At 65.8% G+C, this 26,378-nt stretch carries 25 protein-coding genes; 6 read left to right on the top strand and 19 right to left on the bottom strand.

Annotated features, from left to right (window positions below):
* On the bottom strand, positions 1-1,227 hold a 1,227-nt coding region (locus AC1DQ3_RS31675; RefSeq protein WP_477124073.1), incomplete at its 3' end, for an HAD-IC family P-type ATPase.
* Between the two features lie 154 nt (positions 1,228-1,381).
* Here AC1DQ3_RS31675 and AC1DQ3_RS31670 point away from each other — a divergent pair.
* The gene (locus AC1DQ3_RS31670) at positions 1,382-1,723 is read left to right on the top strand and encodes an ElaB/YgaM/YqjD family protein (protein WP_477124072.1); all 342 of its coding nucleotides are present in this window, start codon (positions 1,382-1,384) and stop codon (positions 1,721-1,723) included.
* A gap of 193 nt (positions 1,724-1,916) precedes the next feature.
* Here the strand turns inward: AC1DQ3_RS31670 and AC1DQ3_RS31665 are convergent, their stop codons facing one another.
* The 3 genes from AC1DQ3_RS31665 to AC1DQ3_RS31655 all read right to left on the bottom strand — a co-directional run bounded on the left by AC1DQ3_RS31665 (position 1,917) and on the right by AC1DQ3_RS31655 (position 4,244).
* On the bottom strand, positions 1,917-2,525 hold the full coding sequence (locus tag AC1DQ3_RS31665) for a hypothetical protein (protein WP_477124071.1): 609 nt from the start codon (positions 2,523-2,525) through the stop codon (positions 1,917-1,919).
* A gap of 180 nt (positions 2,526-2,705) precedes the next feature.
* Positions 2,706-3,476, bottom strand: coding sequence for a trans-aconitate 2-methyltransferase (gene tam, locus AC1DQ3_RS31660; RefSeq protein WP_477124070.1), 771 nt, complete (start codon positions 3,474-3,476; stop codon positions 2,706-2,708).
* Positions 3,477-3,560: 84 nt separating this feature from the next.
* Positions 3,561-4,244, bottom strand: a complete 684-nt coding sequence (locus tag AC1DQ3_RS31655) for a hypothetical protein (protein WP_477124069.1) — start codon at positions 4,242-4,244, stop codon at positions 3,561-3,563.
* A gap of 228 nt (positions 4,245-4,472) precedes the next feature.
* On the opposite strand from AC1DQ3_RS31655, the gene AC1DQ3_RS31650 reads away from it, so the two are divergent.
* Positions 4,473-4,757 carry a hypothetical protein gene (locus AC1DQ3_RS31650; RefSeq protein WP_477124068.1) on the top strand — a complete coding sequence of 95 codons (285 nt, stop codon included), beginning with the start codon at positions 4,473-4,475 and terminating at the stop codon, positions 4,755-4,757.
* A 224-nt stretch (positions 4,758-4,981) separates the two neighbouring features.
* Here the strand turns inward: AC1DQ3_RS31650 and clpB are convergent, their stop codons facing one another.
* The 8 genes from clpB to AC1DQ3_RS31610 form a co-directional block, all read right to left on the bottom strand.
* Positions 4,982-7,570 (bottom strand): ATP-dependent chaperone ClpB, encoded by a 2,589-nt coding sequence (gene clpB / locus AC1DQ3_RS31645; RefSeq protein WP_477124067.1) that lies wholly within the window; start codon positions 7,568-7,570, stop codon positions 4,982-4,984.
* A 192-nt stretch (positions 7,571-7,762) separates the two neighbouring features.
* Positions 7,763-9,934, bottom strand: coding sequence for a 3-hydroxybutyrate oligomer hydrolase family protein (locus AC1DQ3_RS31640; RefSeq protein WP_477124066.1), 2,172 nt, complete (start codon positions 9,932-9,934; stop codon positions 7,763-7,765).
* A 170-nt stretch (positions 9,935-10,104) separates the two neighbouring features.
* A complete protein-coding gene (locus AC1DQ3_RS31635) occupies positions 10,105-11,181 on the bottom strand; it encodes a branched-chain amino acid ABC transporter permease (RefSeq protein ID WP_477124065.1) in 1,077 nt (358 codons plus the stop codon).
* Between the two features lie 16 nt (positions 11,182-11,197).
* The gene (locus AC1DQ3_RS31630; protein ID WP_477124064.1) at positions 11,198-12,229 is read right to left on the bottom strand and encodes a branched-chain amino acid ABC transporter permease; all 1,032 of its coding nucleotides are present in this window, start codon (positions 12,227-12,229) and stop codon (positions 11,198-11,200) included.
* Between the two features lie 80 nt (positions 12,230-12,309).
* Positions 12,310-13,047 (bottom strand): ABC transporter ATP-binding protein, encoded by a 738-nt coding sequence (locus AC1DQ3_RS31625; protein ID WP_477124063.1) that lies wholly within the window; start codon positions 13,045-13,047, stop codon positions 12,310-12,312.
* Positions 13,040-13,867 carry an ABC transporter ATP-binding protein gene (locus AC1DQ3_RS31620; protein ID WP_477124075.1) on the bottom strand — a complete coding sequence of 276 codons (828 nt, stop codon included), beginning with the start codon at positions 13,865-13,867 and terminating at the stop codon, positions 13,040-13,042. Before AC1DQ3_RS31620 ends, AC1DQ3_RS31625 begins: the two co-directional genes overlap by 8 nt.
* A 20-nt stretch (positions 13,868-13,887) precedes the next feature.
* A complete protein-coding gene (locus AC1DQ3_RS31615) occupies positions 13,888-15,072 on the bottom strand; it encodes a substrate-binding domain-containing protein (RefSeq protein WP_477124062.1) in 1,185 nt (394 codons plus the stop codon).
* A gap of 107 nt (positions 15,073-15,179) precedes the next feature.
* A complete protein-coding gene (locus tag AC1DQ3_RS31610; protein WP_477124061.1) occupies positions 15,180-15,785 on the bottom strand; it encodes a TetR/AcrR family transcriptional regulator in 606 nt (201 codons plus the stop codon).
* 267 nt (positions 15,786-16,052) lie between these two features.
* Here AC1DQ3_RS31610 and AC1DQ3_RS31605 point away from each other — a divergent pair, with 267 nt between their 5' ends.
* Positions 16,053-16,271: a hypothetical protein gene (locus AC1DQ3_RS31605; protein WP_477124060.1), complete on the top strand. Its 219-nt coding sequence runs from the start codon at positions 16,053-16,055 to the stop codon at positions 16,269-16,271.
* Here AC1DQ3_RS31605 and crcB read toward each other — a convergent pair.
* From crcB to AC1DQ3_RS31570, 7 genes are all read right to left on the bottom strand, one after another.
* Complete coding sequence (gene crcB, locus AC1DQ3_RS31600) at positions 16,253-16,633, bottom strand: fluoride efflux transporter CrcB (protein WP_477124059.1); 381 nt, start codon at positions 16,631-16,633, stop codon at positions 16,253-16,255. The genes AC1DQ3_RS31605 and crcB overlap by 19 nt on opposite strands.
* Positions 16,633-17,139: a molybdopterin synthase catalytic subunit MoaE gene (moaE, locus tag AC1DQ3_RS31595; protein ID WP_477124058.1), complete on the bottom strand. Its 507-nt coding sequence runs from the start codon at positions 17,137-17,139 to the stop codon at positions 16,633-16,635. Before moaE ends, crcB begins: the two co-directional genes overlap by 1 nt.
* A gap of 2 nt (positions 17,140-17,141) precedes the next feature.
* Positions 17,142-17,399, bottom strand: a complete 258-nt coding sequence (gene moaD / locus AC1DQ3_RS31590) for a molybdopterin converting factor subunit 1 (RefSeq protein ID WP_477124057.1) — start codon at positions 17,397-17,399, stop codon at positions 17,142-17,144.
* A gap of 14 nt (positions 17,400-17,413) precedes the next feature.
* Positions 17,414-18,655, bottom strand: coding sequence for a molybdopterin molybdotransferase MoeA (locus AC1DQ3_RS31585; protein WP_477124056.1), 1,242 nt, complete (start codon positions 18,653-18,655; stop codon positions 17,414-17,416).
* 187 nt (positions 18,656-18,842) lie between these two features.
* Positions 18,843-20,291: a threonine synthase gene (thrC, locus tag AC1DQ3_RS31580; protein WP_477124055.1), complete on the bottom strand. Its 1,449-nt coding sequence runs from the start codon at positions 20,289-20,291 to the stop codon at positions 18,843-18,845.
* 8 nt (positions 20,292-20,299) lie between these two features.
* Positions 20,300-21,610: a homoserine dehydrogenase gene (locus AC1DQ3_RS31575; RefSeq protein WP_477124054.1), complete on the bottom strand. Its 1,311-nt coding sequence runs from the start codon at positions 21,608-21,610 to the stop codon at positions 20,300-20,302.
* A gap of 63 nt (positions 21,611-21,673) precedes the next feature.
* Complete coding sequence (locus AC1DQ3_RS31570) at positions 21,674-22,906, bottom strand: pyridoxal phosphate-dependent aminotransferase (protein WP_477124053.1); 1,233 nt, start codon at positions 22,904-22,906, stop codon at positions 21,674-21,676.
* A gap of 317 nt (positions 22,907-23,223) precedes the next feature.
* On the opposite strand from AC1DQ3_RS31570, the gene AC1DQ3_RS31565 reads away from it, so the two are divergent.
* From AC1DQ3_RS31565 to AC1DQ3_RS31555, 3 genes are all read left to right on the top strand, one after another.
* Complete coding sequence (locus AC1DQ3_RS31565; protein ID WP_477124052.1) at positions 23,224-23,604, top strand: Mth938-like domain-containing protein; 381 nt, start codon at positions 23,224-23,226, stop codon at positions 23,602-23,604.
* 143 nt (positions 23,605-23,747) lie between these two features.
* Positions 23,748-24,209, top strand: a complete 462-nt coding sequence (locus AC1DQ3_RS31560; protein ID WP_477124051.1) for a peroxiredoxin — start codon at positions 23,748-23,750, stop codon at positions 24,207-24,209.
* A 404-nt stretch (positions 24,210-24,613) separates the two neighbouring features.
* A complete protein-coding gene (locus AC1DQ3_RS31555; RefSeq protein WP_477124050.1) occupies positions 24,614-26,335 on the top strand; it encodes a PhoH family protein in 1,722 nt (573 codons plus the stop codon).
* Positions 26,336-26,378 lie beyond the last annotated feature (43 nt).

Here is a 26,378-nt window from a genome sequence, read left to right as displayed (position 1 = left end):
CTCCTGCCCCGCCAGGTCCACATGCTTCTTCAGGATGATGCGGTCCTGCGTCAGGGTGCCGGTCTTGTCGGTGCACAGCACATCCATGGCGCCCAGGTTCTGGATGGCGCTCAGATGTTTCACGATCACCTTGCGGCGCGACATGGCGAGCGCGCCCTTCGCCAGGTTCACGGTGACCAGCATCGGCAGCATCTCGGGGGTCAGCCCCACGGCGACGGCCACCGCGAACAGCAGCGCCTCCAGCCAGTCGCCCTTGGTCAGCCCGTTGATCAGGAACACCAGCGGCGCAAGGATCGCGATCAGGCCGATCATCAAGCGGGCGAAACGCTGCAGGCCTTGCTCGAACACGGTGCCGGACGTCTCTTCCTCAAGCGAGCGGGCGATGCTGCCGAACATGGCGCGCGGCCCGGTCAGCACCACCACCACGGTCGCGCTGCCGCTGACCACGGCCGTGCCCATCAGCACGATGTTCTCCAGCGTGCCGGGCTCGTCGCCGCTGGCGCTCTCGCGCGCGAACTTCTCCACCGGCAGCGACTCCCCGGTGAGGGCCGACTGGTTGACGAACAGATCCTTGGAAGCCAGCAGCCGGGCATCGGCGGGAACGAGGTCACCGGCCGACAAGTGCACGATGTCGCCCGGCACCAGTGCGCCGATCGGCAGTTCGCTGATGACGGGCAGCGCCCCCGGCCCTGGCCGGCGCTGGGTGGCGGCGGTGGTATGCACCATGGCGCGCAGCGCCGCCGCGGCGCGTCCGGAGCGGCGCTCCTGCACCGTGGCCAGCCCCACGCTGAGCATCACCATCGCCGAGATCACGGCCGCGGCGTCGTAGTCGTGAATGGCGGTCGATACCGTCGCCAGTGTCAGCAGCAGCACGTTGAGCGGATTGAGCAAACGCCGCAGCAGGTCGATCAGCACCGGGCGCGGGCGTTCGTGGTCCACCAGGTTGGGGCCGTGACCTTGCAGGCGCAGCGTGGCCTCGGCGTCGGTCAGGCCTTCCGGGCTGGCGTCCAGTTGCCCGAGCAGGAGCGCGAGAGACGTGCTGGCAGCCCGCAGCAACGCTTCCGGCATGCCGCTGGACGCCGCCGGCTTCTGCCTGTCGCGGGCCTGGCTTGCCGGCACTTCGGGCCCTTCGCGTGACGTGGTGCGCTGGCGGCGCAGCCGGTCCACAGTCTCGCCAAGACCGTCGGCCAGCAGCTTGCGGGCGAGCTTGAGAATGCCGTGCGTCATGCTCTTGCTATCTTGTCCGAGTGCTGCATGTCCGCTCCATGCGGCCCGAGGCTTGATTCCGGTCGAGCAGCGGGCCGGTGCCTTATCTATAGTGGACGTGGCCTTGCTTCATACCACCGTACCTTCATTGTTTCCCTTCCGCCAGGAGAACGCCATGGACGACATCAGATCCGCTTTTGCCGCGCACCGTGCCACGCTGCAGCACGATGTCAACGTCTTGCTGGCCGATGTGCAGGCATTGCTGCGCGACGCCGCCGCCCTGACCGGCGAGCAGGCCGGCCAGGCCCGCGAGCAGTTCAAGGCACGGCTGGAGGCGCTGCAGCTACGCCTGCGGGAGTTGCAGGCGCAAGGCCGCAGCCAGGTCCGGGACTGGGCCGATGCCGGCGAAGAGTACGTGCAGGCACATCCATGGCGCACGCTTGGCACGGCCGCAGCCGTCGGCGCTGCCTGCGGAGCGCTGTTCGCCCTGGCGCTCGCCCGCCGCGATCGGTCCTGACATGGTGTTGCGCTGATATTCCCTGATTTTCCTATCCGCAGGAGCAGTTCGTGCATGCGGATACGGGAGGCGCGCGGCTGGCAGGCAGCAAGGCAACGGTCGCTCGACGGTCCCGTGCCCCGCGCACCTGCGCCTGCCGGGCCGAGCCGTGCTCCGGACAGCCCATGCAGCGCTCTTGTTTCTGCTTCTTCGTCTACTTCTTCGCCGCGGGCTCCACCGCGATGGCTATCGCCTCGACATAGACCGCCTGGACCTGGTCCCCCTTCTTGATGTTCTTCAACTGATCCGGGTCGTGCACTACCAGGTCGACCGTATGGCCTTCCGGGCCATGCAGTTCGACGATCTGCTTCTTCCTGTCCACTGCGACGACGTTGGCAACCACTGTCACCTTCCGGCCCACCGCCGCTCCCGGGGCGGCGCCAGCGGCTGTGCGGTCCGCTCCCTCCTGTTCGGTGCGCTCGGTAATGCCCATGCCGCCCTTCTTCAGCTCCAGCGTCAGCGCCTGCTTGTATTCGACGACAACCCTGTCGCCAACCTTGATCTGGTCGAAATTCCGCGCCTCGTCTCCCACCGCGAGATCGAATACCCGGCCTCCCGGTCCCTTCAGGGTGACGATCCGCTTTGCCTTGTCGATATTCATGACGGTTGCCGTCGCTTTCGTTGTTTCCGACATGGCAGCGCCGCCAGGGACGGTCACCATTTCACCCGTGGCGGTGACAGGGGCTTGCTGTGCGAAGGCCGGCTGGCCCAGCAAGGCCAGGGTGGCCGTCGTGGCGATGGACAGAAGTATCGTTCGCTTCATTTTCTTCTCCGATGTGGATGACCCCGGGGTGTGCCATTCCTTTGGCTGCCAACGTCGGCAATGCATACGTGGGCAACTGTTGGCGGCAGTAGTTTGCTGTCCACTATAGAAGAAGCAAGAAGCGACACCGGAATACGGGTTGACGCAATGCAACACGGCAACGCTCCGCCGGATATATCCCTAGCGCGTCGCCACGATGAAAAAGCGCGGGAACGGCAGCAGCACGGAGCCATCCGCCATCGCCGGATAAGCGCGTGCCACTTCCGCCGTATAGCGCTCCAGGTATGCGGCCCGCTCCCCTTCATCCAGCGGATCCAGGAAGGGGCGCAAGCCAGTGCCCTTGAACCACTCCACGATGGCAGCCGGGCCATCTGCCAGCGCATGATGATAGGTGGTATGCCATACATCGACCGTGGCGCAGTGGGCGCGCAACAGTTCGTAATACCATGCCGCGCCCGGCAGCGCCGTGCGCGCCTGCGCGGCGGCAGCCAGCTTGGCGGCCCATGGGCCGGCGGCGGCGACTTCGCGCATCAGGCGGTGCGCGGGTGTGTCCAGCGTGTCGGGCACCTGAATCGCCAGGCTGCCGCCCGGCGCCAGCTTGGCGGCGAGCGCGGGCAACAGCCGGCCGTGGTCGGGCAGCCATTGCAGCACGGCATTGGCGAGGATCACATCGTAGGGGCCCGGGTCGTACCAGGTTTCGATGCTGCTGACTTCGAACTTCAGTGCCGGCAGCCGCTTGCGCGCGGCCTCGATCATGTCGGCCGAACTGTCCAGGCCCGTCACGCTCGCACCGGGAAAGCACGCGGCCAGCACCTCGGTCGAGTTGCCCGGGCCGCAGCCGATATCCACCGCAACGCCCGGCGCGCGCCCCGGCACCGCGGCCAGCAGGTCCCGTACCGGACGGGTCCGTTCATCCTCGAATTTTACGTACTGCTTGGCTGACCAGGTCATTGCTGCTCCTTGGCGGGTTCGGGTCCGGTGCTTCGTCGTGCGCTTGCTCGCGCTGGTGCGCGCGATTGTGCCAGTTCCGGCAGCCTAGTCCGCACGGACCACCAGCGACTTCGAGACCCGTTCGAGCATCGGCAGCCATGTGTCACGCGCTGCGTCGCGGCAGGCCAGGATCAGCAGAAGCTCCTGGTCTGGCGTGTAGATATCGAAATGCTGCACGTAGATCGTGCCCTGGTTGCCGCTTCGGGTGTAGCTGATGGCAATAGCCGGCCAGCCGCCAATCATTTCAAGGCGCGGCGTGCTGATCGACAGCAATTGCCGATCGGATTTCCTGAGGGAATCCCGGATCAGGCGCTCGAAGCCGGCGCCGAAATCGCGGAGAAGCCGTTCATCGAACTTGCGCACCTGCGCGGGCGGAACGCTTGACGGCTGGATCGAATTGATGACGACAGCGGCGTATGGGCCACGCGTGTTCGACACGGCGTGCAGGAGGTTGAGCTGGTCACCCGCCGATGCACGGTGCGTGACGTCGGTCGCTGCGTCGAGCGTAACCTCGCGATTCCGGCCTTGCTCCTCCGACAGCAGCGTCCATCCCCTTGGCACCTGGATCTCGACGTGCCGCGGGAGCTTGACGGGCAATAACGCAATCTCCTCGTCCCCCAGCCCCGGCGCGGCCCAAGCAAGTACACAGGCGAAGATGCTTGCATGGACGAGCCTGCTGAAAAACCGTGCCATTCGGATCTCTCCGCTCGCGATGCGTTGGTCATCCATGGCAATTCTAGAGCATGGCAAAGGCGGCGGCGGCATCCCGAGCGCCGGCAATGGAGCCCGGCGGCACGCCGGTCAATCGAATGCGTTACGGTACGGAAGGGGGCTGTGGCGGCGCGCCCCATCCCGGCATAACCTGCAGGAATTACCAATACGAGCCGACACCCCATGAATGACTGTCCCCGATGCAGTCACGCAGGCCCCGGCAAACCGGAAGCGCTTCGCCATGACGTGCCGGCCGGCGGGCGGATCGGGACGTCGGCGATCTTGCCGGCGCTATGCCTCGCACTGGCGCTGGTTCATCTGGCGGATGCCGGGATTACCAGGGCCGACCTGCTCGAATTCAACCGGTTCATGGAGGACCGGGATTTGAAGGCCTTTCTTGAAGGCGGCGGGCTGCGCCGGATCAAGGATGCCGTCTCCCACGCGATTGACGTGGAAAGCAAGTCGGCGGCGAACGCATGCGTCAGGCAACTGATGCCCTTGTACCGCCTGAAGAACGAGCGCTCGCTCTGACCGGGCCAGACAGGCCAGGCACCGCGCATCCGGTTCCCCGCGTGAAATATCGTTACAGTTGTGTCCCCTCGCAGGACCGTTAGCCGCCGGCGCGCATGTAGCACGGACGCAACGATCCGGATGGGTTTCCGTTAATTCTTATTACACGCAAAAGAACAAAAAGCCGCCCCGGCGAGAGGGGCGGCTTTTTTGCGTGGCTTGGGCTGGCTTGTCTGGCGTGAGTCTCAGTGGACCTTTGGAGCGATGACGTACGCCCCGTCCTGGTAATCCACCGGCACCACATCCTTGGCGGCAAACTTGCCTTCGAGGATGGCGCGCGCCACCGGGTTCTCGATGTGCTGCTGGATCGCGCGCTTGAGCGGACGCGCCCCGAACACCGGATCGTAGCCAGCGCTGGCGATCTTGGCCAGTGCCGCCTCGCTCACCTCCAGCGCCATGTCCATGCGCGCCAGCCGTGCCGTCAGCCGCGCCAGCTGGATGCGGGCGATCGACTCGATATGCTGCTGGTCGAGCGAATGGAACACCACCACCTCATCGATACGGTTGAGGAACTCGGGCCGGAAATGCGTCTTCACTTCCTGCCATACCGCGCCCTTGACCATCTCGTGCGGCTCGCCGGCCATCGCCTGGATGATGTCCGAACCCAGGTTGGAGGTCATCACGATTACCGTGTTCTTGAAGTCCACCGTGCGCCCCTGGCCGTCGGTCAGGCGGCCGTCGTCCAGCACCTGCAGCAGCACATTGAAGACGTCCGGGTGGGCCTTCTCGACTTCGTCGAGCAGGATCACGCTGTACGGCTTGCGGCGCACGGCCTCGGTCAGGTAGCCGCCCTCTTCATAGCCGACATATCCCGGCGGCGCGCCGATCAGCCGACTCACGCTGTGCTTCTCCATGAACTCGCTCATGTCGATGCGGATCAGGTGGTCCTGCGAATCGAACAGGAACTCGGCCAGTGCCTTGCACAGCTCGGTCTTGCCCACCCCGGTGGGGCCAAGGAACAGGAACGAGCCATAGGGCCTGTTCTCGTCCGACAGTCCGGCGCGCGAGCGGCGGATGGCGTCCGACACCAGGCGCACGGCTTCGTCCTGGCCCACCACGCGGCGGTGCAGGTAGTCCTCCATCTGGATCAGCTTCTCGCGCTCGCCCTGCATCATCCTCGCTACGGGGATACCGGTCGCACGGCTCACCACTTCGGCGATTTCCTCGGCGCCAACCTGCGTGCGCAGCAGCTTGTTGGGATGCTTCTGCTCGCTGGCCTCGGCCATGGTCGCGGCCTTGAGCTTGCGTTCCAGTTCGGGCAGCTTGCCATACTGCAACTCGGCGACCTTGTCGAGCTTGCCTTCGCGCTGGAGGCGCGTGATCTCCAGGCGGATCTTGTCGATCTCTTCCTTGAGCGCGGCCGCGCCCTGGGCGGCCCCCTTCTCGGCCTTCCAGATCTCTTCGAGGTCGGCGTACTCCTTCTCCAGCCGGCCGATTTCCTGCTCGATCAGTTCGAGCCGCTTCTTCGAGGCCTCATCGGTTTCCCGCTTGACGGCCTCGCGCTCGATCTTGAGCTGGATGGTGCGGCGCTCGAGCTTGTCCATCACCTCCGGCTTGGAGTCGATTTCCATCTTGATGCGCGCAGCGGCCTCGTCGATCAGGTCGATCGCCTTGTCGGGCAGGAAGCGGTCCGTGATATAGCGGTGCGACAGTTCCGCCGCGGCGACGATGGCCGGGTCGGTGATCTCCACCCCGTGGTGCAGTTCGTACTTCTCCTGCAAGCCACGCAGGATGGCGATGGTGGCCTCCACGCTGGGCTCGTCGACCAGCACCTTCTGGAAGCGGCGCTCCAGCGCGGCGTCCTTCTCGATGTACTTGCGGTATTCGTCCAGCGTGGTGGCGCCGATGCAATGCAGCTCGCCGCGCGCCAGCGCGGGTTTGAGCATATTGCCCGCATCGATCGCGCCCTCGGCCTTGCCGGCGCCGACCATGGTATGCAGCTCGTCGATAAAGACAATGGTCTGCCCCTCGTCCTTGGCGATATCCGACAGCACGGCCTTGAGGCGCTCCTCGAACTCGCCCCGGTACTTGGCGCCAGCCAGCAGGCCGGCCATGTCGAGCACCAGCACGCGCTTGCTCTTCAGGCTCTCCGGCACTTCGCCGTTGACGATGCGCTGGGCCAGGCCTTCCACGATGGCGGTCTTGCCCACGCCCGGCTCGCCGATCAGCACGGGATTGTTCTTGGTGCGGCGCTGCAGGATCTGGATGGCGCGGCGGATCTCGTCGTCGCGGCCGATCACGGGATCGAGTTTGCCGATGCGGGCACGCTCGGTAAGGTCCACGGTGTACTTCTTGAGCGCCTCGCGCTGGGTCTCGGCGTCGGCGCTGTTGACCGCATCGCCGCCACGCACGGTTTCGATGGCGGATTCTAGCGATTTGCGCGCCAGGCCGTGCTCGCGCGCGATGCGTCCGGCTTCGCCCTTGTCGTCGGCGACCGCGAGCAGGAACAGCTCGCTGGCGATGAACTGGTCGCCGCGCTTGATGGCTTCTTTCTCGGTGGCGTTGAAGAGCGCGTTGAGTTCGCGCCCGACCTGGACCTCGCTGGTGCCTTGCACCTGCGGCAGGCGCTTGATGGCGGCGTCCAGCGCGGTGGTCAGGCCGCCGACGTTGACGCCGGCGCGCGACAGCAGCGCGCGGGCAGCGCCGTCGTTCTGCGCCAGCAAGGCGCGCAGCACGTGCAGCGGGTCGATATATTGGTTGTCGTTGCCGATCGCCAGGCTTTGGGCATCAGCCAGCGCTTCCTGGAATCGGGTGGTGAGTTTGTCAAGTCGCATTCAGGAGCCCTCTTTTTTGGATGAGTGTCCCCATGCGGAAGGCAGGGGCGAGCGCCCCCGCCTGCCGATCCCGTCACGCGGGCCGGACACTGGATGTCTTATCGAAAGATAAGGCTTGGCGCCTGCATTTCAAGGCCCGACTGCACGGCCCTTGATGTGGCGCAGGAAATACCTTGCGGCTTGATGCCTTCGTCAGTTGGGTACCTCTACGGTGTTGCCGTTGACCGTGATGCGGTCCGCATTGGCCGGGGCGGCGGCAAACGGCGGCAAATTGGTGGGCAGGATGGTGGGCGCCGGCGACAGGCTGCCCCCGCGCGCGACCGTGCGCACCACCTGCGAGGGTGGCAGCGCACTGCCGCTGGCGAGGTTGGCGTAGACCGCGTCGAGCGCCCGGTTCAGGTAGACCTGCAGCGGGATATAGCGGTTGTCATAGCCAGCTACCGTGCCGTTGAAACTGTCGAAGTGCTGGGCATTCTCGACTTCCATATAGGAGAGCTTGCTGGCAACGCCCTCTTTGATCTGGTTGAAGCCGAGATAGGGCCGCGACGTATGGTTGACCGGCATTGTCGCATCGCTGCGGCCATGCACGATGATGGCCGGCTTGCCGTGCAAGTCGCCCGTGCGCAGCGTCTGGGCCAGCCCCGCCTGCAGCGCCTGCGCCTGGGTGTCGCTGCCGGTCAGCAGTGCACGCAGGCAGCGGGCGCCGTCGAGGTTGGCGTCTGCCAGGCCGTTGCCGGGCGATTGGGAATAAAGGTCGCGCAGCGGACCACCGGGGTTGTTGTCGTTGATCAGTTGCACGCCGGCCCCCGGCGGCGCGCCATTGCCCGTCGCGTACAAGACATTGAGCGTGGCCGGCGCAATCGCCACCGGGGTCTGCACGGCCGCGCCGGCGGCGGCAAGACTGTAGCCGCACAGGCGGTCGGCCACGGCGGCGCGCGCCAGCGCGTTGGCGAATGTCACGGAAACCGCACTGGCCGCTTCGAACAGGGCGAGCGACGGATGGACCGCATCGGAATCCGACTCCCAGCCGGCATCGTGCAGCTTTTGCAGCGCATCGGCAGCCCGGCTGGCCGCGTCGGGCCCGCTCACCAGCCCGGCATTGGCCAGCGACTGGCAACGGTTGATCGCCGGCTGTACCAGCGCGACGGTGGGCGACGCATACGAGGCCACGCCCGGCGCGTTCACCAGCGAGTTTGCCTGCGAGGCGCACAGCTGCAGCAGGTTGGCCGTGGTGGTGTAGTCGTACAGCACGAGCCCCGACTTGCTGACCGGCGCTCCGCCGCGCATGACGACCACGCCGGTGTTGGCGGGCAGGTTGAGATTCGGCTCGGCCACCGCCACGCCGTCGATCAGACCCTGGGTATCCTGCTCTGCCGCGGCGATGGCCGCGCCGCCGCCGTTGTCGACGCTGGACGCGATGACGACGATCTGGCCGGGGCCGAGGCTGCGCTGGCGCGTGCCATCCGAGGCCACGGTGCCAAAGCGGTCGTTGATGGCCCAGATCGCGAAGCCCGCCGCCTGCAGCGTGAAGGTGCCCCAGTCCTTCTCGGGATTGCGCTGCGAATGGGCGTGCTTGAACGCGAGCCGGTGCGGCGCCTGCGCATTGAACGCGGCCAGGCTGGCAGTCGGGAACGGGGCGGCAAACTGCGCGCTGTTGCCGGCCGCGGTGCGGCTGGCGCGCGTGCCGTCGATCAGCGGCACGGTGTCGGTATCCAGGTCGTGCGGCGCGGCGCCGGTGCCTTTGTCGGTGTAGGCGACGGCGCAGCCGCGCTTGAGCGCCCACTCGCCGGTGGAGATCGCGCCATAGACGCCGCGCGAGCCGGACGACGTGGCCGTGATCAGGCAGGGCTTGGCCACGTTGAAGCTATCGGGAATCTGCACCAGCATCGTCACGTTCTGCTGGCCGCTGCCATCGTCCGAGAAGGCCAGGTACTCGCGCCCGGCGACCTTCCCTTGCCCGCTGGTGACATTGCCCTGCGTGTCCACGTTGGGGCCGTACAGGCTGCCATAGCCGCCGCCCGTCGTGGTATCCACCAGCGCGCGGTAGTTGGTATAGATGGCATAGCGCCGCAACTCGGCCGCCGTGGGCGCAGCCGGATTCAGCGGCAACGGCGCCGTGGACGAGCCCAGGCCATCCTTGCCCAGGCCGGCGGTGAGCAGGTCGTCGATGTTGCCGTCGTAGGTCGTGATCGTTACCGCACCGATATTCGACGGTTTGGTATTCGGATTGGGATTGGGATTGGTGTTGTTCCCATTGTTATCGCCCGAGCCGCATGCCGCCAGCAGCAAGCCTGCCGCGCCGGCCAGCGCCAGACGCCCGCCTCGTCCGCTTTTACCGATACGCCCTGCAAGTCCGCGCAACATGTCGTGCCCCCTTTTTCATGCTGGATCCATCAGGAAGAGGTAGATCGCGGGCACGGCAAGGAACATTGCAGCCAGTCGACTACGTACATGTTCGGGAATCCCCGCTTGACGGTGTTTTTGTTATAGCGCTTCTTACCGCGCTTGTGCTTGTTGGTACGTTCTGCAACGCACTAGGACGCCACCTCGTGCTCCCGGCGATCGCCGCGCAGGCGGCCGATGATGCCTTGCGGGAAGTAGTACACGCTGAGGATGAACAGCAGGCCGAGCCACAGCAGCCAGCGGTCGGGGTGCAGCAGCCCCGAGAGCAGCGGCACGGCCGTGGTGGCGTCGCTGGCCAGCTTCATCACATCCTGCAGGTAGGTTTGCGCCACCAGGAACAGCGTGGTGCCGATGACCGCGCCGTACAGCGTGCCCATGCCGCCGATCACCACGATCAGCAGGATGTCGACCATGATCTCGAAGGACAGTGACGTATCAGGCCCGTTGTAGCGCAGCCAGATCGCCATCAGCACGCCGGCCAGTGTGGCGAACCCGGCCGACAGCACGGTGGACACTGTGCGGTACACCACAGTGCGGTAGCCGATGGCCTCGGCGCGGAAGTCGTTCTCGCGGATCGCCTGCAGCACACGGCCAAAGGGCGAGTTGACCACGCGCAACAGCAGCAGGAACAGCACCAGTGCGCTGGCGAACACGAAATAGTAGGAAAACAGCCTGCCGTTGAGCGGCACGCCGAACCACTCGGCGCCGCCCAGCGTGAAGCCTGGCGTGAAGACCTCCGGCACCTTGAAGCTGATGCCATCCTCGCCGCCGGTCCATTCCGACAGCTGCGATACCAGCGTGGCAAAGGCGCTCGCCACCGCCAGCGTGATCATGGCAAAGAAAATGGCCCTGACCCGCAGCGAGAACAGCCCGATCAGGAATGCCAGCGCCGCAGACACCAGCAACGCGCCCAGCGTGCCGATGGCCAGCGCGCCCCACCCCGGATCGAGCCGCGACATGGCGATCGCCACCCCATAGCCGCCGATACCGAAGAACATGGCGTGGGCGAAGGAGACGATGCCGGTATAGCCGAGCAGCAGGTCGTAGCTGGCCACCAGCACCACGAAGATGCAGATCTTGGCAGCCATGTTGAGCGCTCGCGCGCCGGGAAACAGGAACGGCGTGCAGGCCAGCGCCAGCAGCATCGCCACCAGGATGAGGGTCAGCACGCGGCTTCTTGGCAGGTCGCCGGAGAGCAGTCGGATCATGGCTTTTCCTCGGCGCTCAGCGCTTGGCCAGCGGATAAAGGCCCTGCGGACGCCACAGCAGGATCATCACCATCAGCAGGATGTTCGAGAACAGCGCCACCTTGGGAACCAGGAAGCCGGTGTAGTTGGCCATCAGTCCCACCAGCAAGGCGCCGACGAAGCAGCCCGTGGTGGAGCCGAGACCGCCGATGATGATGACGATGAAGATCAGCACGTTGACCTGGGCGCCGATGGACGCGGTGATGTTCTGCTGGTACAGGCCCCACAGCACGCCGCCCATGCCTGCCAGCCCGGCGCCCACCACGAACACGCCGATAAACAGCAGCCGGATGCGATAGCCGAGCGACTCCACCATCTCCCGGTTCTCCACGCCGGCGCGGATCAGCAGGCCAATGCGGGTGCGGTTGAGCACCAGCACCATGGACACAAAGATCGCCAGCCCGAGCGCCACGGCGATGAGGCGGTATTTCTCGATCGCGGCATCCCCCAGCAGAATCGCGCCGCGGAAGGTGGTGGGCACCTGCAGCGCAATGGTTTCCGCGCCCCAGATGGCCTTGATCAGCTGTTCGGCCACGATCATGCCGCCCATGGTGATCAGAATCTGCTTCAGGTGCTGGCCGTAGACCGGGCGCACCACGATGCGCTCGAACAGCAAGCCGATCGCGCCCGCCGCCGCCATGGCCGCCAGGATGGCAAGGCCGAACACCGCCATGTTGAGCGCCAGGCTGTCGGCCTCCACCCAGGCGCCCAGCGGCAGCAGCACCGACGCCGCCACGTAGGCGCCCAGCGCGATAAACGCGCCGTGGCCGAAGTTAAGCACGTCCATCAGGCCGAACACCAGCGTCAGGCCAGACGACACCACGAACACGATCGTGCCCATGGCAAGGCCGGCAATGGTGAGTGTCAGCCAGGTCGAGCCGCTGCCGATCAGGGGATAGGCCAGCAGCATCAGCAGCGGCGCCAGCGCCAGCGGCGTCCAGTCGAGCCGGTCCTTGGGCAGGTCGGCCGGTGCCACCGGGGTGGTGGGCAGGGAGCTTGTGGTCGTCATTGTCTCGGTCCTGACGATGTCTTGATTGGCCATGGGCGGCAGCACGTGCCACCGCGCTTCATTCTTCGAAGCTTCGCTCCTTACTGATGCGCCGCCAGCGACAAACCCAGCAGCCGCTGCTGCAAGGCCTCGTCGCCCGCCAGCTCCGCCATGCTGCCCGCATGCACCACGCGCCCGTCATCCATCACGGCAACCGTATCCCCCACCGACTTCGCCATATGGAAGTTCTGTTCCACCAGCAGGATCGATACGTCCGTCTGCTTCAACTCGCGGAAGACCGTGATCATGTTCTGGATAATGGCTGGCGCCAGACCCTTGGTCGGCTCGTCGACGATCAGCAGCTTGCGCGGCTCGATGATGGCGCGCGCCACCGACAGCATCTGCTTCTGCCCACCGGACAGCACGCCGGCTCGCTGGTGCCAGAAGATCTTCAGCGCGGGGAACATGCGCAATACCCAGTCCAGGCGCTGCCCGTCGATGGCCCCGCTGCGGGCGGCCAGGCGCATGTTCTCCGCCACCGTCAGCGCGGAGAACACGCTCATGTTTTCCGGCACATAGGCAATCCCGGCCTGCGCGATGGCGGGCGTGCCGCGGCGGGTGATATCCGCGCCGTCGAACGTGATCCGCCCCTCGCTCGCCTGCCACAGATTCATGATGGTGCGCAGCGTGCTGGTCTTGCCCGCGCCGTTGCGCCCGAGCAGCATGGTCACGCCGCCGCGCGGCACCGGGAAGCTCACGCCGTGCAGGATGTGATAGGGCCCGATATGCGTCTGCACGCCATCCAGCCGCAGGATGGGTGTTGCCGGTCCATCAGCCATGACTGCCCTCCCCCTGCGCGTCCGAGCCGTCATCGGAGGCGATCCCCAGATAAGCCTGCTGCACGATCGGCGATGCGATCACTTGCGCCGGGTCGCCGTCCGCCATCAGGTTGCCGTTATGCAGCACGATGATGCGGTCGGCCAGCGAGCGCACCACATCCATCTTGTGTTCCACCAGCAGCACTGTCTTGCTGCTGTCGCGCTTGATCTCCCGRATCAGGTCCAGGATCACCGGCACCTCGTCCACGCTCATGCCGGCGGTCGGCTCGTCGAACATGAAGATGCGCGGCTGCAGCGCCAGCAGGATGCCCACCTCCAGCTTGCGCTGGTCACCATGCGGCAGCGAAGCCACCGGCAGGTGGCGCTTGTCCGCCAGGGCCACGCGCTCGAGGCAGGACTCGGCCTGCGCACGTACCGCGCGGTTGCCGCTCCACACGGACCACAGATCCAGCCCGATGCGTTGCCGCGCCTGTACCGCCAGCCGCACATTCTCGAACACCGACAGGTTCGGGAACAGGCTGGTCAGCTGAAAGGCCCGGCCGATGCCGCGCGCCGCCTTGCGCGGCACCGGCAGCCGCGTCACGTCCTCGCCGCCGAGCAGGATCTGCCCGGCGGTGGGCGGCAACTGGCCCGAGATCAGGTTGAAATAAGTGGTCTTGCCCGCCCCGTTGGGTCCGACGATGCAGGTCAGCTCGCCCGGACGAAACGCGCAGGACACCGAATTGACCGCCACATGCCCGCCAAAGCGGATGGTCAGGCCGCGCGTCTCGAGCGCGGGCGGCTGGGCCGCCGCCCGCGAGAGCGCCGCCGTGGTATCGATGGAAGAGGCGCCCACCGTCGTCACCGCTGGTTGCGGATCGGCACGTTCATCTCTTCCGGCTTGATCTCGCGGATCAGCTCGGGCACGCCCCAGGCGAACGCCGGATCGACCTTGATCTTGAAGTGATACATCGACTGCAGGGCCTGGTGGTCTTCCTTGCGGAAGGTCATCTTGCCCTTGGGCGTCTCGAACGACATGCCCTCCATCGCGCCGATCAGCTTCTCGGTGCTGGCGTCGCCATTGGTCTTCTTCAGCGCCTCGACCAGCGCGATGCCGGCCGTCATGCCGCCCGCGGTGAAGAAGTCAGGGGGCGACTTGAACTTGGTGTAGTGGTTGGAGACCAGCCACTCGTTGGCCTTGTTCTTGGGAATGCCGAAGTAGTAATACGTCGCGCCTTCCATGCCGGGGAAGTTCTTGTAGCTGCTCATGGCGGGCAGGATATTGCCGCCCGTGGCGATCTCGATGCCGTAGCGCCTGGGATCGAGATCGGCAATCTTGAAGGGATTGCCGGCGCCGGCCCAGATGATGAAGATGATCTTGCGGCCCGGCTTGTCCTTGAGCGAATCAAACAGGCGCTGCGCACCGGCGGTAAAGTCCGTGGTGTTGGTGGGCAGGTATTCCTCATGAACGATCCTGGCGTGCTTGAGCGAGCCCTTGAAGGCCTTCACGCCGTCGCGGCCGAAGGCATAGTCCTGCGCCAGCGTGGCGATCTGCACGCCGGGCTTGTCCAGCGCCACCGCGTTGGCGATGGCGTCCTGCGACGAATTGCGGCCGGTGCGAAAAATATAGCGGTTCCACTTCTCGCCGGTGATCGAATCCGCCACGGCGGGCTCGACCAGCAGGATCTTCTTGTACTCCTCGGCCACCGGCAGCATCGCCAGCGCGGTACCGGACGACGTCGGCCCCACCGCGATGTCCGCGCGATCGTCGCTATAGGCCGCGGCGAGCTGGGCCTTGGCGACGTCCGGCTTGCCCTGGGTGTCCTTCTCCAGCACCACCAGCTTGTTGCCGTTGACCATCATGGTGCCGTTGGTGGCATAGTCCAGTCCCATCATCAGCCCGGTCTGGGTCTGCCTGGCGTAGGCTTCGAGCGCCCCGGTCTTGTCGTAGACGTGGGCGATGCGGATGTCCTTGGCAAGTGCGCCGCCGGCGGCCAGCAGGCCGGACAGTGCGAGCACGGCTGCGGCCTGGTGCTTGATTTGCATTCTGTGTCTCCTCTTTGGATTGCTCTTATTGTTGACTCTTTTTGCTGACTCTTATTGTTGCAAGTCGGGATGCTGCCCGATGCTACGCCCGGCCAGTACCAGCGCGCTCAGCGTGCGGCCAACCCGTGCGAGATCATGTCGAAGGCGGCATCGACCACCTTGTCCATCGAAGCCGGGCGTTTCCACAGGGCGTAGCGCATACCGAGGAAATTGCTGATGCCGATCAGGCACCAGGCGCGCACTTCGGCGTCGCCCGGCGAGATCTCGCCCTGCTCTTCGGCCTTGCCCAGGCGGCGGCTGTAGACGTCGGCAAACACCTGGAGATAGCTGCGGTAGATGGTCTCGTCCACCGAGTAGGAGTCGAGCACGATGCGGTACAGATTCTTATGCCGCGCGACAAAGGAAAGGAATGCCTTGAGCCCTAGCCGCTCGGCCTCGAGCTGCGTCTGCGCCCGCCCCACCTGCTTGCGCAGATGGGCGCGCACCAACTCCAGCATATGCTGCACCAGCGCGCGGAAGATGTCTTCCTTGTCCTTGAAGTAAAGGTAGAAGGTGCCCATCGCCACCTCGGCTTCCTGCGTGATCTCGGAGATCGAAGCCGCGTAGTAGCCCTTCTCGCCGAATACTTTCTCGGCGGCGCGCAGCAGCGCTTCGCGGGTCTTCTGGCCGCGCACGGTCTTGGGCTGGCTGACGCCGGATTCGGTGGGGGACATCGGGGCTCCGCGGTGGCTGTCCTGACCGGGAAAGCCAGCTACGGCGCAGTATTGCAGCGCGGCAACCGCCCTCTTTGCCCAGGCTCAAGACATGACAGCTGATTCATGTTTCATGATATGAAGCCAGCGATCCGAATGTCAATACATCGCTTACCCGGAGCCCTGGCTACCTCTCCGGGGATCGGGCGGACGCCACCTGGAAAGCCAACATCGACTGAAGCCGTCGCCCTTGGATGCTTCCCGCACGGCGCGGCGGGACAGGCCAGCATGGCGCGGCAGGCCGCGGATGCGGCAGCGCTGATCGGGCATCCGGGCCTGCGGGACGTGGTGGTGGTGGAATGGTCGATGGGGGCGATGGTGGCCTGGAAACTGATGCGCGCTTATCCCGCGCTACCGCTGGCGGCCATCGACATGACGCCGCACAGGGAGCGCCCGGCGGCCTTCACCCAGGCTTGGCCTGCGAGGCTTCAGGCCAGCAGCCGATAGGTCCACAAACCCAGCGCGGTCAACAGCAGCGAGCCGCCAAGATGCGCCAGCAGGTGCACTGCCGCCCAGCCATAGTCGCCCGCCATCAGGTTGGCCACGACCTCGCTGGAGAAAGTGGAAAACGTGGTCAGGCCGCCCAGGAAGCCGGTCACGGCCAGCAGGCGCCATTCGGGCGACAGCGCCGTATGTGCGCCAAAGAAGCCCACGGCCAGGCCGATCAGGTAGCCGCCCACCAGGTTGGCCGTCAGCGTGCCATAGGGCAGCGCTGGATTGCCCGCATTCCACAGGACCGAGAACGCCCAGCGCAGCCAGGCCCCCACCGCGGCGCCGACGCCGACCGCGACAAACCCGAGCGCGCCCACTAGCGCTGAAGGCCCGGGTTTTCGTCCGCCGCCTCGCCGCTGGCATTGAGCGAACGGATGCCCCAGCGCGCCAGCGCGGACTCGTCGGTGACCCGCGCATCGACCCAACGCGCGCCCTCCGGCGTCTGCTCCTTCTTCCAGAACGGCGCCTCGGACTTGAGGTAATCCATGATGAATTCACAGGCGGCGAAGGCATTGCCGCGATGCGCGGAGGCCACCGCCACCAGCACGATCTGGTCCAGCGGCAGCAAGGGCCCGACCCGATGCACGATGGTGACGCCGAGTAATCCCCAGCGCTCCCGCGCGACGGCTTCGATCCTGGCCAGCGCCTTCTCGGTCATGCCGGGATAGTGCTCCAGCTCCATTGCGCTGACCGTGCTGCCATCGTTCATGTCGCGCACGGTGCCGATAAAGCTGGCCACGGCGCCCACGCCCGGCTGGCCGCGGCGCAATGCCGCCACCTCGGCGCCCAGGTCGAAATCCTCGCGCTGCACCCTGACGCTCATGTTCAGCCTCCGGTCACGGGCGGGAAAAACGCGACTTCGCAGCCGTCGGCCAGCATGCTGTCCGCACTCGCCACCTCGTGATCCACGGCCATGCGCAGGGCCCGGCCTTCGGCCAGCACCTCGGCCCAGGCGCCGCCGCGCTCGCCTAGCCACTGCCGCAGGTCGGCGACGGTGGCCACCGCGGCCGGCACCTCGACGCGCTCCTGTCCCAGGCCCAGCTGCTCGCGCACGCTGGCGAAAAAACGCAGCTCAATGTTCATGGCGGTCTCGCTCCTCATGCCAGCAGGCCGTCGAAGGCGATGAACTGCACGGTGTCACCCCGCGCGATCGCCTGGTTGGGCGGATTGTCGACCAGGCCGTCGCCCCACACGGTGGAGGTCAGCACACCCGAACTCTGGTTGGGAAACAGGTCGAGCCCACCGGACTGGTTGATGCGCACGCGCAGGAATTCGTTGCGGCGGTCGCCCCTGGGCAGGTCGAAATCGGCCCGCAGCGGCAGCCGGCGCGGCATGACATCCTGCGCGCCCTGCAGCCGCAGGATGAAGGGCCGCACGAACAGCAGGAACGTCACGAAGCTGGAGACCGGATTGCCCGGCAGCCCCAGGAAATAGGCCGGCGCCTGCTCGCCCCGCGACACCTCGCCAAAGGCCAGCGGCTTGCCCGGCTTGATCGCGATCTGCCACAGGTTGAGCCGCCCTTCGGCCTCGACGGCCGGCTTGACATGGTCTTCCTCGCCCACCGAGACACCGCCCGAGGTAATGATCAGGTCATGCCCCTCGGCAGCCCGGCGCAGGGTATCGCGCGTAGCGGCCAGCGTGTCCGGCACGATGCCGAAATCGCTGACCTCGCAGCCGAGATTTTCCAGCAGGCCGCGCAAGGTGAAGCGGTTGGAATTGTAGATGGCGCCCGGCTTGAGCGGCTCGCCAGGCATGGCCAGCTCGTCGCCGGTAAAGAACACCGCCACCTTGACGCGGCGCACAACCTCCAGCGCCGCCTGCCCCACCGAGGCGGCAAGGCCCAGTGCCTGGGGCGTGAGCCGCGTGCCGGCCGGCAGGATCTCGCTGCCCGCGCGGATGTCCTCGCCGGCCCGGCGGATCCACTCGCCCGCTTGCGGCGCGTGATTGACGATCACGTCCTCGCCCTCGGCAAGGCACTGCTCCTGCATCACCACCGCGTCTGCCCCTGGCGGAATCAGTCCCCCGGTGAAGATCCGGGCGGCCGTGCCGGCCGCCAGCGCCGTGCCGACATGGCCGGCGGGAATGCGCTGGGCCACCCGCAGGCGCGCACCCGGCGCCGTCACGTCGGCGCTGCGCACCGCATAGCCGTCCATCGAAGTATTGTCGGCCGGCGGCACATCCAGCGTGCTCGACACGGGCACGGCCAGCACGCGGCCGTTGGCGTCCAGCGTGGCAATGCTCTCGGCCCGGGCCAGCGGGCGGGCGCCCGCCAGCAAGGCTTCGAGGGCCTGGGCCATGGTCAGCATGGGGGGGCGGGCGGGCGCGGCAGCTTGGGTCATGACGGATACGGGTGATTGATACGCGTGAGAAAGCAAACCCACGGTCGACAGCCATCCATGGGAAACGGCCCGCGTACCGCCGCCGATACATCCGGGGCAATGCCAGGGCCGTGCGATTCAGCTCGGTAAGTCTGATTGTAGCGAGTTGGCGCCGCGCCGCCTGCAACGCCATCGGCGCGGCCAAGTCTCAGAGGCCGGTGTGAGCCGCGATATAAGCCTTGATCCGGTCCGCTTCCGCCGGCATCACCTCGAAGCGCTGCGGCAGGTTCTCGATGCCGTCGAAGCTGGCCGGCCGCTCCGGCTCATGGAAGAGCGCCTCGCGGATGGTGTCGGCGAACTTGGCCGGCAGTGCGGTCTCCAGCACCAGCATTGGCACGCCGGGTGTGAGATGCTCGCGTGCCACCTTGATGCCATCGGCGGTGTGGGTGTCGATGGTGATGCCGTAGCGCTCGGACAGGTCGCGGATAGTGGCCAGGCGGTCCTCGTGCGTGCTGCGGCCCGAGACAAAGCCAAAGGCGCGGATGCGCTCGAATTCCGGCGTGCCGGACAGGTCGAAGCCGCCCTTGGTGTCGACGTCCTCGCGGAACATCTTCGCCAGCTTGTCGCCATCGCGGCCCAGCAGGTCGAACACGAAGCGCTCGAAGTTCGAGGCCTTCGAGATGTCCATGCTCGGGCTGGAGGTGTGGTACGTCTCGGCCGACTTGCGCACGCGGTAGGTGCCGGTGCGGAAGAACTCGTCGAGCACGTCGTTCTCGTTGGTGGCCACCACCAGCTTGTCGATCGGCAGCCCCATCATGCGCGCGATGTGGCCGGCGCAGACGTTGCCGAAGTTGCCCGACGGCACGCAGAACGACACCTTCTGGCCCGGGCCATCGGTGGCCAGCAGCCAGCCCTTGAAGTAGTACACCACCTGGGCCACGACGCGCGCCCAGTTGATCGAGTTGACCGTTCCGATCTTCTGGCGGGCCTTGTAGTCGAGATCGTTGGAAACCGCCTTGACGATGTCCTGGCAGTCGTCGAACACACCTTCCACCGCCAGGTTGAAGATGTTCGGGTCCTGCAGGCTGAACATCTGCGCGGTCTGGAATGCGCTCATCTTGCGGTGCGGGCTGAGCATGAACACGCGGATGCCGCGCTTGCCGCGCATCGCGTACTCCGCCGCGCTGCCGGTGTCGCCGGAGGTCGCGCCGAGGATATTCAGCTCCTGCCCGGCGCGCGCCAGCGCGTACTCGAACAGGTTGCCGAGCAGCTGCATCGCCATGTCCTTGAAGGCCAGCGTGGGGCCGTTGGACAGCCCCAGCAGCTGCAGCGGCGCGCCGCCCTCTTCGCCCAGCGTACGCAGCGGCGTGATATCCGCGGTGTTATCGCCGGGGCGGGCGTTGCAGTACACCTCGGCGGTGTAGGTCTTGCGCGTCAGCGCGCGCAGGTCCTCGGACGGGATGTCGTCGCAGAACTTGGACAGGATTTCAAACGCGAGATCGGCGTACGACAGCTTGCGCCAGGCTTCCAGTTCACCGGCCGTGACTTGCGGGTATTCCTGCGGCAGGTACAGGCCGCCGTCCGGCGCCAGGCCGCCCAGCAGGATCTCGGAGAAGGTTTGCGGCATCTCATGGCCGCGCGTCGACAGGTATTTCATCGTTGCGTTCAGTTCAGTTCTTCCATGCGCAGGCGGGTCACCGCCGACAGCACGGTCGGCAGTGCCTCGATCTTGGCGATGGCGGCGTTGACCTGCTTCTCGAGGGTGAGATGCGACAGCATGATGATGTCGGTCTGCGGCTCGCCTTCGCGCGATTCCTTCTGCAGCATGGCGTCGATGGAGATGCCGGCATCGGCCAGGATGCGGGTGATGTCGGCCAGCACGCCGGTCTCGTCCGCCACGCGCATGCGCAGGTAGTACGAGCTGGTGACTTCCTCGATCGGCAGCACCGGCACGCTGGACAGTTCGTCCGGCTGGAAGGCCAGGTGCGGCACGCGATGCTCGGGGTCGGCGGTGTGCAGGCGGGTCACGTCGACCAGGTCGGCGATCACGGCCGAGGCGGTCGGCTCGGCGCCGGCGCCCTTGCCGTAGTACAGCGTGGCGCCCACGGCGTCGCCCTGCACCAGCACGGCGTTCATGGCGCCTTCCACGTTGGCGATCAGGCGCTTGGCCGGTACCAGCGTCGGGTGCACGCGCAGCTCGATGCCGTTTTCGCGGCGGCGCGTCAGGCCCAGCAGCTTGATGCGGTAGCCCAGCTCTTCGGCATAGCGGATATCCACGGCCGACAGCTTGGTGATGCCTTCCACGTAGGCCTTGTCGAACTGTACCGGCATGCCGAAGGCGATCGAGCTCATCAGCGTGATCTTGTGCGCGGCGTCGATGCCTTCGATGTCGAAGGTGGGATCGGCCTCGGCATAGCCCAGCGCCTGGGCCTGCTTGAGCACGGTGTCGAAGTCCAGGCCCTTGTCGCGCATCTCCGACAGGATGAAGTTGGTCGTGCCATTGATGATGCCGGCGATCCACTCGATGCGGTTGGCGGTCAGGCCTTCGCGCAACGCCTTGATGATGGGAATGCCGCCGGCCACCGCGGCTTCGAAAGCGACGATCACGCCCTTCCTGCGCGCGGCCTCGAAGATCTCGTTGCCATGCACGGCCAGCAGCGCCTTGTTGGCGGTGACCACGTGCTTGCCGTTTTCGATGGCCTTGAGCACCAGCTCGCGGGCGATGCCGTAGCCGCCGATCAGCTCGATCACGATATCGATCTCGGGGCGGGTGACGACATCGTTGGCGTCGGCCACCACCTCGACCTGCCCACCGGTCAGCTCGCGGGCGCGCTCGGTGTTGAGGTCGGCCACCATGGCAATCTCGATGCCGCGCCCGGCGCGGCGGCGGATTTCCTCCTGGTTGCGTTGCAGCACATTGAACGTGCCGCTACCGACGGTACCGATGCCAAGCAGGCCTACTTTGATGGGTTTCATGGACGATCTGACTCTGAGTTGCTGAAAAATGGATAACGCCGCAGTGGCCCTGCCCGCGCCGGCTCAGGCCGCGTGGCCGTGGCGTTTGCGGTATGCCTCGAGGAAACGGCCGACGCGGCCGATGGCCTCGCGCAGGTCTTCCTCGTGCGGCAGGAACACGATACGGAAATGGTCGGGCTTGTCCCAGTTGAAACCGGTCCCCTGCACCAGCAGCACCTTGGACTCCTGCAGCAATTCATAGATGAACTCCTGGTCGTCCTGGATCGGGTACATCGACAGGTCGAGCTTGGGGAACAGGTAGAGCGCGGCCTTGGGCTTGACGCAAGTGATGCCGGGGATCTGCGTGATCAGCTCATGGGCAAGATCGCGCTGGCGGCGCAGGCGGCCGCCTGCGCCGACCAGGTCGTCGATGCTCTGGTAGCCGCCCAGCGCGGTCTGGATGGCCCACTGGCCCGGCACGTTGGAGCACAGGCGCATCGAGGAGAGCATGTTCAGCCCCTCGATGTAGTCCAGCGCGGGCCGCTTGTCGCCCGATACCACCATCCAGCCCGAGCGGTAGCCGCAGGAGCGGTAGTTCTTGGACAGGCCGTTGAACGTGACGGTCAGCACATCGGTCGACAGCGAGGCGATCGAGGTATGGGTATGCCCGTCGTACAGCACCTTGTCGTAGATCTCGTCGGCGAAGATGATCAGCCCCTGCTCGCGCGCGATCGCCACGATGCCCTCGAGCAGCGCGTCCGAGTACAGCGCGCCGGTGGGATTGTTGGGGTTGATGACGACGATCGCCTTGGTGTTCGGCGTGATCCTGGCCCGGATGTCGTCGAGATCGGGCATCCACTCGTTGGTTTCGTCGCACACATAGTGCACCGGCGTGCCGCCCGAGAGGCTCACCGCGGCCGTCCACAGGGGGTAGTCCGGGGCCGGCACCAGCACTTCGTCGCCGCCGTTGAGCAGCGCGTTCATCGACATCACGATCAGTTCCGAGGCACCGTTGCCCACGTAGATGTCGTCCAGGCCGACGCCCTCGATATGCTTCTGCTGCGTGTAGTGCATGATCGCCTTGCGCGCGGCGAAGATGCCCTTGGAATCCGAGTAGCCCGCCGAGTTGGGCAGGTTGCGCATCATGTCCTGCTGGATCTCTTCCGGGGCGTCGAAGCCGAACACAGCCAGGTTGCCGATGTTCAGCTTGATGATCTTGTGGCCTTCCTCTTCCATCTGCTTGGCCTTTTCCAGCACCGGGCCGCGGATGTCATAGCAAACATTGTTGAGCTTGTTGGATTTCTGGATCGGTTTCACGGCGATGTCGGCAGGAGGCAAGCGCCGCCGTCTGGCGGCAGCTATCTAGGGAATCTGGGTGGGAAAGGAGCGGCCCGTTGTGCGCATCCGCTGCGATGCGACGCAAAACGTGGCAGGCAGGAAGGCAAAAGCTATAATTTATCGGATTATGACAGACTTCGGCAGGGATTCTTGCATTGCAGCGTACGGCGCCGGACCCCGGCCCTGCGGCAAAGCCGTGCGCCCTGCCGGCTCCAAAATGCTCTCAACCCGCCCCGGGGCGGCCCGGCCGAGTCGCCGTGCGCCCGTCCATGGGTAGTGCCCGATAAGGTTCGCCATTGAAACTCCACGCTGACCAGCCCAATGCCCTCAATACGGTGACGTCCTATGGACCGGGCTATATCGAAATCAATATGGTGCGCTACACGGTATCCGTGCTGGTCATGCCCGAGGGCGAGATCCGGCCGTGGCCGGTGCAGCGCTTCGAAGACCTGGAGGCGGCGCATTTCGAAGGCCTGCTGGAGCACTCGCCCGAAGTGGTGCTGCTCGGTACCGGCAAGCGCCTGCGCTTCCCCCATCCGCGCCTGACCGCGTCCCTGGCACGCCGGCATGTGGGCGTGGATGCCATGGATCTCCAGGCCGCCTGCCGCACCTACAATATCCTCATGGCTGAAGGCCGCAAGGTGGCGGCCATCCTGCTGCTGGAAGAGCCTGCCTGAGCCCGCCGCGCCGCCCGGCGGCGGCGCCGCAAGTTAGGCCTGCGTCACGCTTGAAGTTTCCGGCGCCGCCCCCATCTGCCGCCACCATGGTGGCAGCACTCATGCCGCCGCCTCCCTTCCTGCCCCTCCCAGGAGCCATAAGAATGACAGTCAGTCTCAGCAAGCCCGTACCCGACTTCAACGCGCCCGCTACCGGCGGCGCGTTCAGCCTTGCCGACCAGCGCGGCAAGACCGTCGTCCTGTACTTCTACCCCAAGGACAACACCCCGGGCTGCACCACCGAAGCCATGAACTTCCGGGACCAGTACGACGATTTCGTCAAGGCCGGCGCGGTGGTCTTCGGCATCTCGCGCGACAGCCTGAAGTCGCACGAGAACTTCAAGGCCAAGCTGGAACTGCCGTTCGAGCTGATCTCCGACGGCGATGAGGCCGTCTGCCACCTGTTCGATGTCATCAAGATGAAGAAGATGTATGGTAAGGAAGTGCGCGGCATCGAGCGCAGCACCTTTATCGCGGACGGCAAGGGCATCCTGCGCCACGCCTTGCGCGGCATCAAGGTTCCCGACCACGTCGACGAAGTCCTGCAGATCGTCCGCGCACTCTGATCCGGGGCCTTCCCCGGGCCGCTCCCGGGGAGCTTGCGGGGGGCGTTGCATGGTGTTGCGATAATGCGCCGCAACAACACCCGAAAAAGTCGCCCGGCCGGCGATTGCAAAACAGAAAACGTTCGGATACATTGACCTTTAATGAGTTCAGATTCCGGATGCCACGCTGTTTCATCGTCCCGGCCCAGGCGCTCCCTGCCACAGGCCGGTAGCGGACCTGCCGTGTCTCCGGTGCCAAAAGAAGCCGTCAAACCTGCCCCACAGGTCTGGCGGCTTTTTTCTTTGTGTACCTTGTGGTGTTTGTACGTCCAGGACTCGTTCGGCACGTTCGCGGCACCTTGCGGTCGCGCCAGTGTCCTGCGTCGTTTTCCAGCCGTTTTCTCCCCCTGAAAGGAACGCCAAGCATGCCGCTGCCGACCATGCCCGCCAAGCCTGCCCAATTGCTTGACCCGAGCGAATTCGCCCCGGTGACCAAGCTGACCAAGGCCAAATCTGCGTCGCAGGGTAAAAAACCCGTGCCGGCGCTGGAGCGCGTGGCCTTGCTGGAAACCGGAAATAGCACAGAGCAAGACGTGCCGGCCGTGGTGGCCCACGCCAGCGGTGCGACGCGAGCGCGCACCAAGGATGCGCCCGCGTCCACGCTGAAATCCGTGCCGCCGCTGGCCGCCGTCCCCTCGACGCCGGCCAGGACCGCTGGCACCACCAACCGGCGCGCGCAGAAACACGCTGGCCCCAGCAAGCTGTTCGTGCTGGACACCAATGTGCTGATGCACGACCCGTCCTCGCTGTTCCGCTTCGAGGAGCACGACGTCTATCTGCCCATGATGACGCTCGAGGAGCTGGACAACCACAAGAAGGGCATGAGCGAAGTCGCCCGCAACGCACGCACCGTCAGCCGCACCCTGGATGCGCTGGTGGGCGGCACCGACGGCGTGCTCGACGAAGGCATGCCGCTGGCCAAGCTGGGCAACCGCGATGCACAGGGCAAGCTGTTCCTGCAGACCAAGCTCAACGAGATCAAGCTGCCCGACGGCCTGCCCCAGGGCAAGGCCGACAACCAGATCCTGGGCGTGGTCAGTGCGCTGCAGCAGCAATTCCCGGAGCGCCAGGTCGTGCTGGTGTCGAAAGACATCAATATGCGTATCAAGGCGCGTGCGCTGGGCCTGCCCGCCGAGGATTACTTCAACGACCAGGTCCTGGAAGACAAGGACCTGCTCTACGCGGGCGTGATGCTGCTGCCCAACGACTTCTGGGCCAAGCACGGCAAGGGCGTGGAAAGCTGGCAGGATCCCAAGTCCGGCGCAATGTTCTATCGCCTGACGGGCCCGCTGGTACCCTCCTTCCTGGTCAACCAGTTCGTCTACATGGAGCCCAGCGACGGCAGCCTGCCGCTGTACGCCCAGGTCAAGGAAATCAACGGCAAGACCGCACTGCTGCAGACGCTCAAGGACTACACGCACCACAAGAACAATGTGTGGAGCGTGACCGCGCGCAACCGCGAGCAGAACTTCGCGCTCAACCTGCTGATGCATCCGGAGATCGACTTCGTCACGCTGCTGGGCCAGGCCGGCACCGGCAAGACCTTGCTGGCGCTGGCCGCGGGCCTGGAGCAGGTGCTCGACCAGAAGCTCTACAACGAGATCATCGTCACCCGGGCCACCGTGCCGGTCGGCGAGGACATCGGCTTCCTGCCGGGCACCGAGGAAGAAAAAATGCAGCCCTGGATGGGCGCCTTCGACGACAACCTGGAAGTGCTGCAGAAGAGCGATGACAGCGCCGGCGAATGGGGCCGCGCGGCCACCCAGGAGCTGATCCGCTCCCGCATCAAGGTCAAGAGCATGAACTTCATGCGCGGACGCACCTTCGTCAACAAGTTCGTCATCATCGACGAGGCGCAGAACCTGACGCCCAAGCAGATGAAGACGCTGGTAACGCGTGCCGGCCCCGGCACCAAGATCATCTGCCTGGGCAATATCGCGCAGATCGACACGCCTTACCTGACTGAAGGCTCGTCCGGCCTGACTTACGTGGTCGACCGGTTCAAGGGGTGGAGCCACAGTGGCCATGTGACGCTGGCACGCGGCGAACGCTCGCGCCTGGCCGACCATGCGGCGGACGTTCTGTAAGCGTTGCACCAACCGGACAGGCATGTAGGGCCACGACGACCGG

The sequence above is a fragment of the Cupriavidus sp. 01T418 genome, assembly GCF_056398885.1.
The sequence above is the reverse complement of the archived record's forward strand: the minus strand, read 5'-3'. Positions and strand labels throughout refer to the sequence as shown.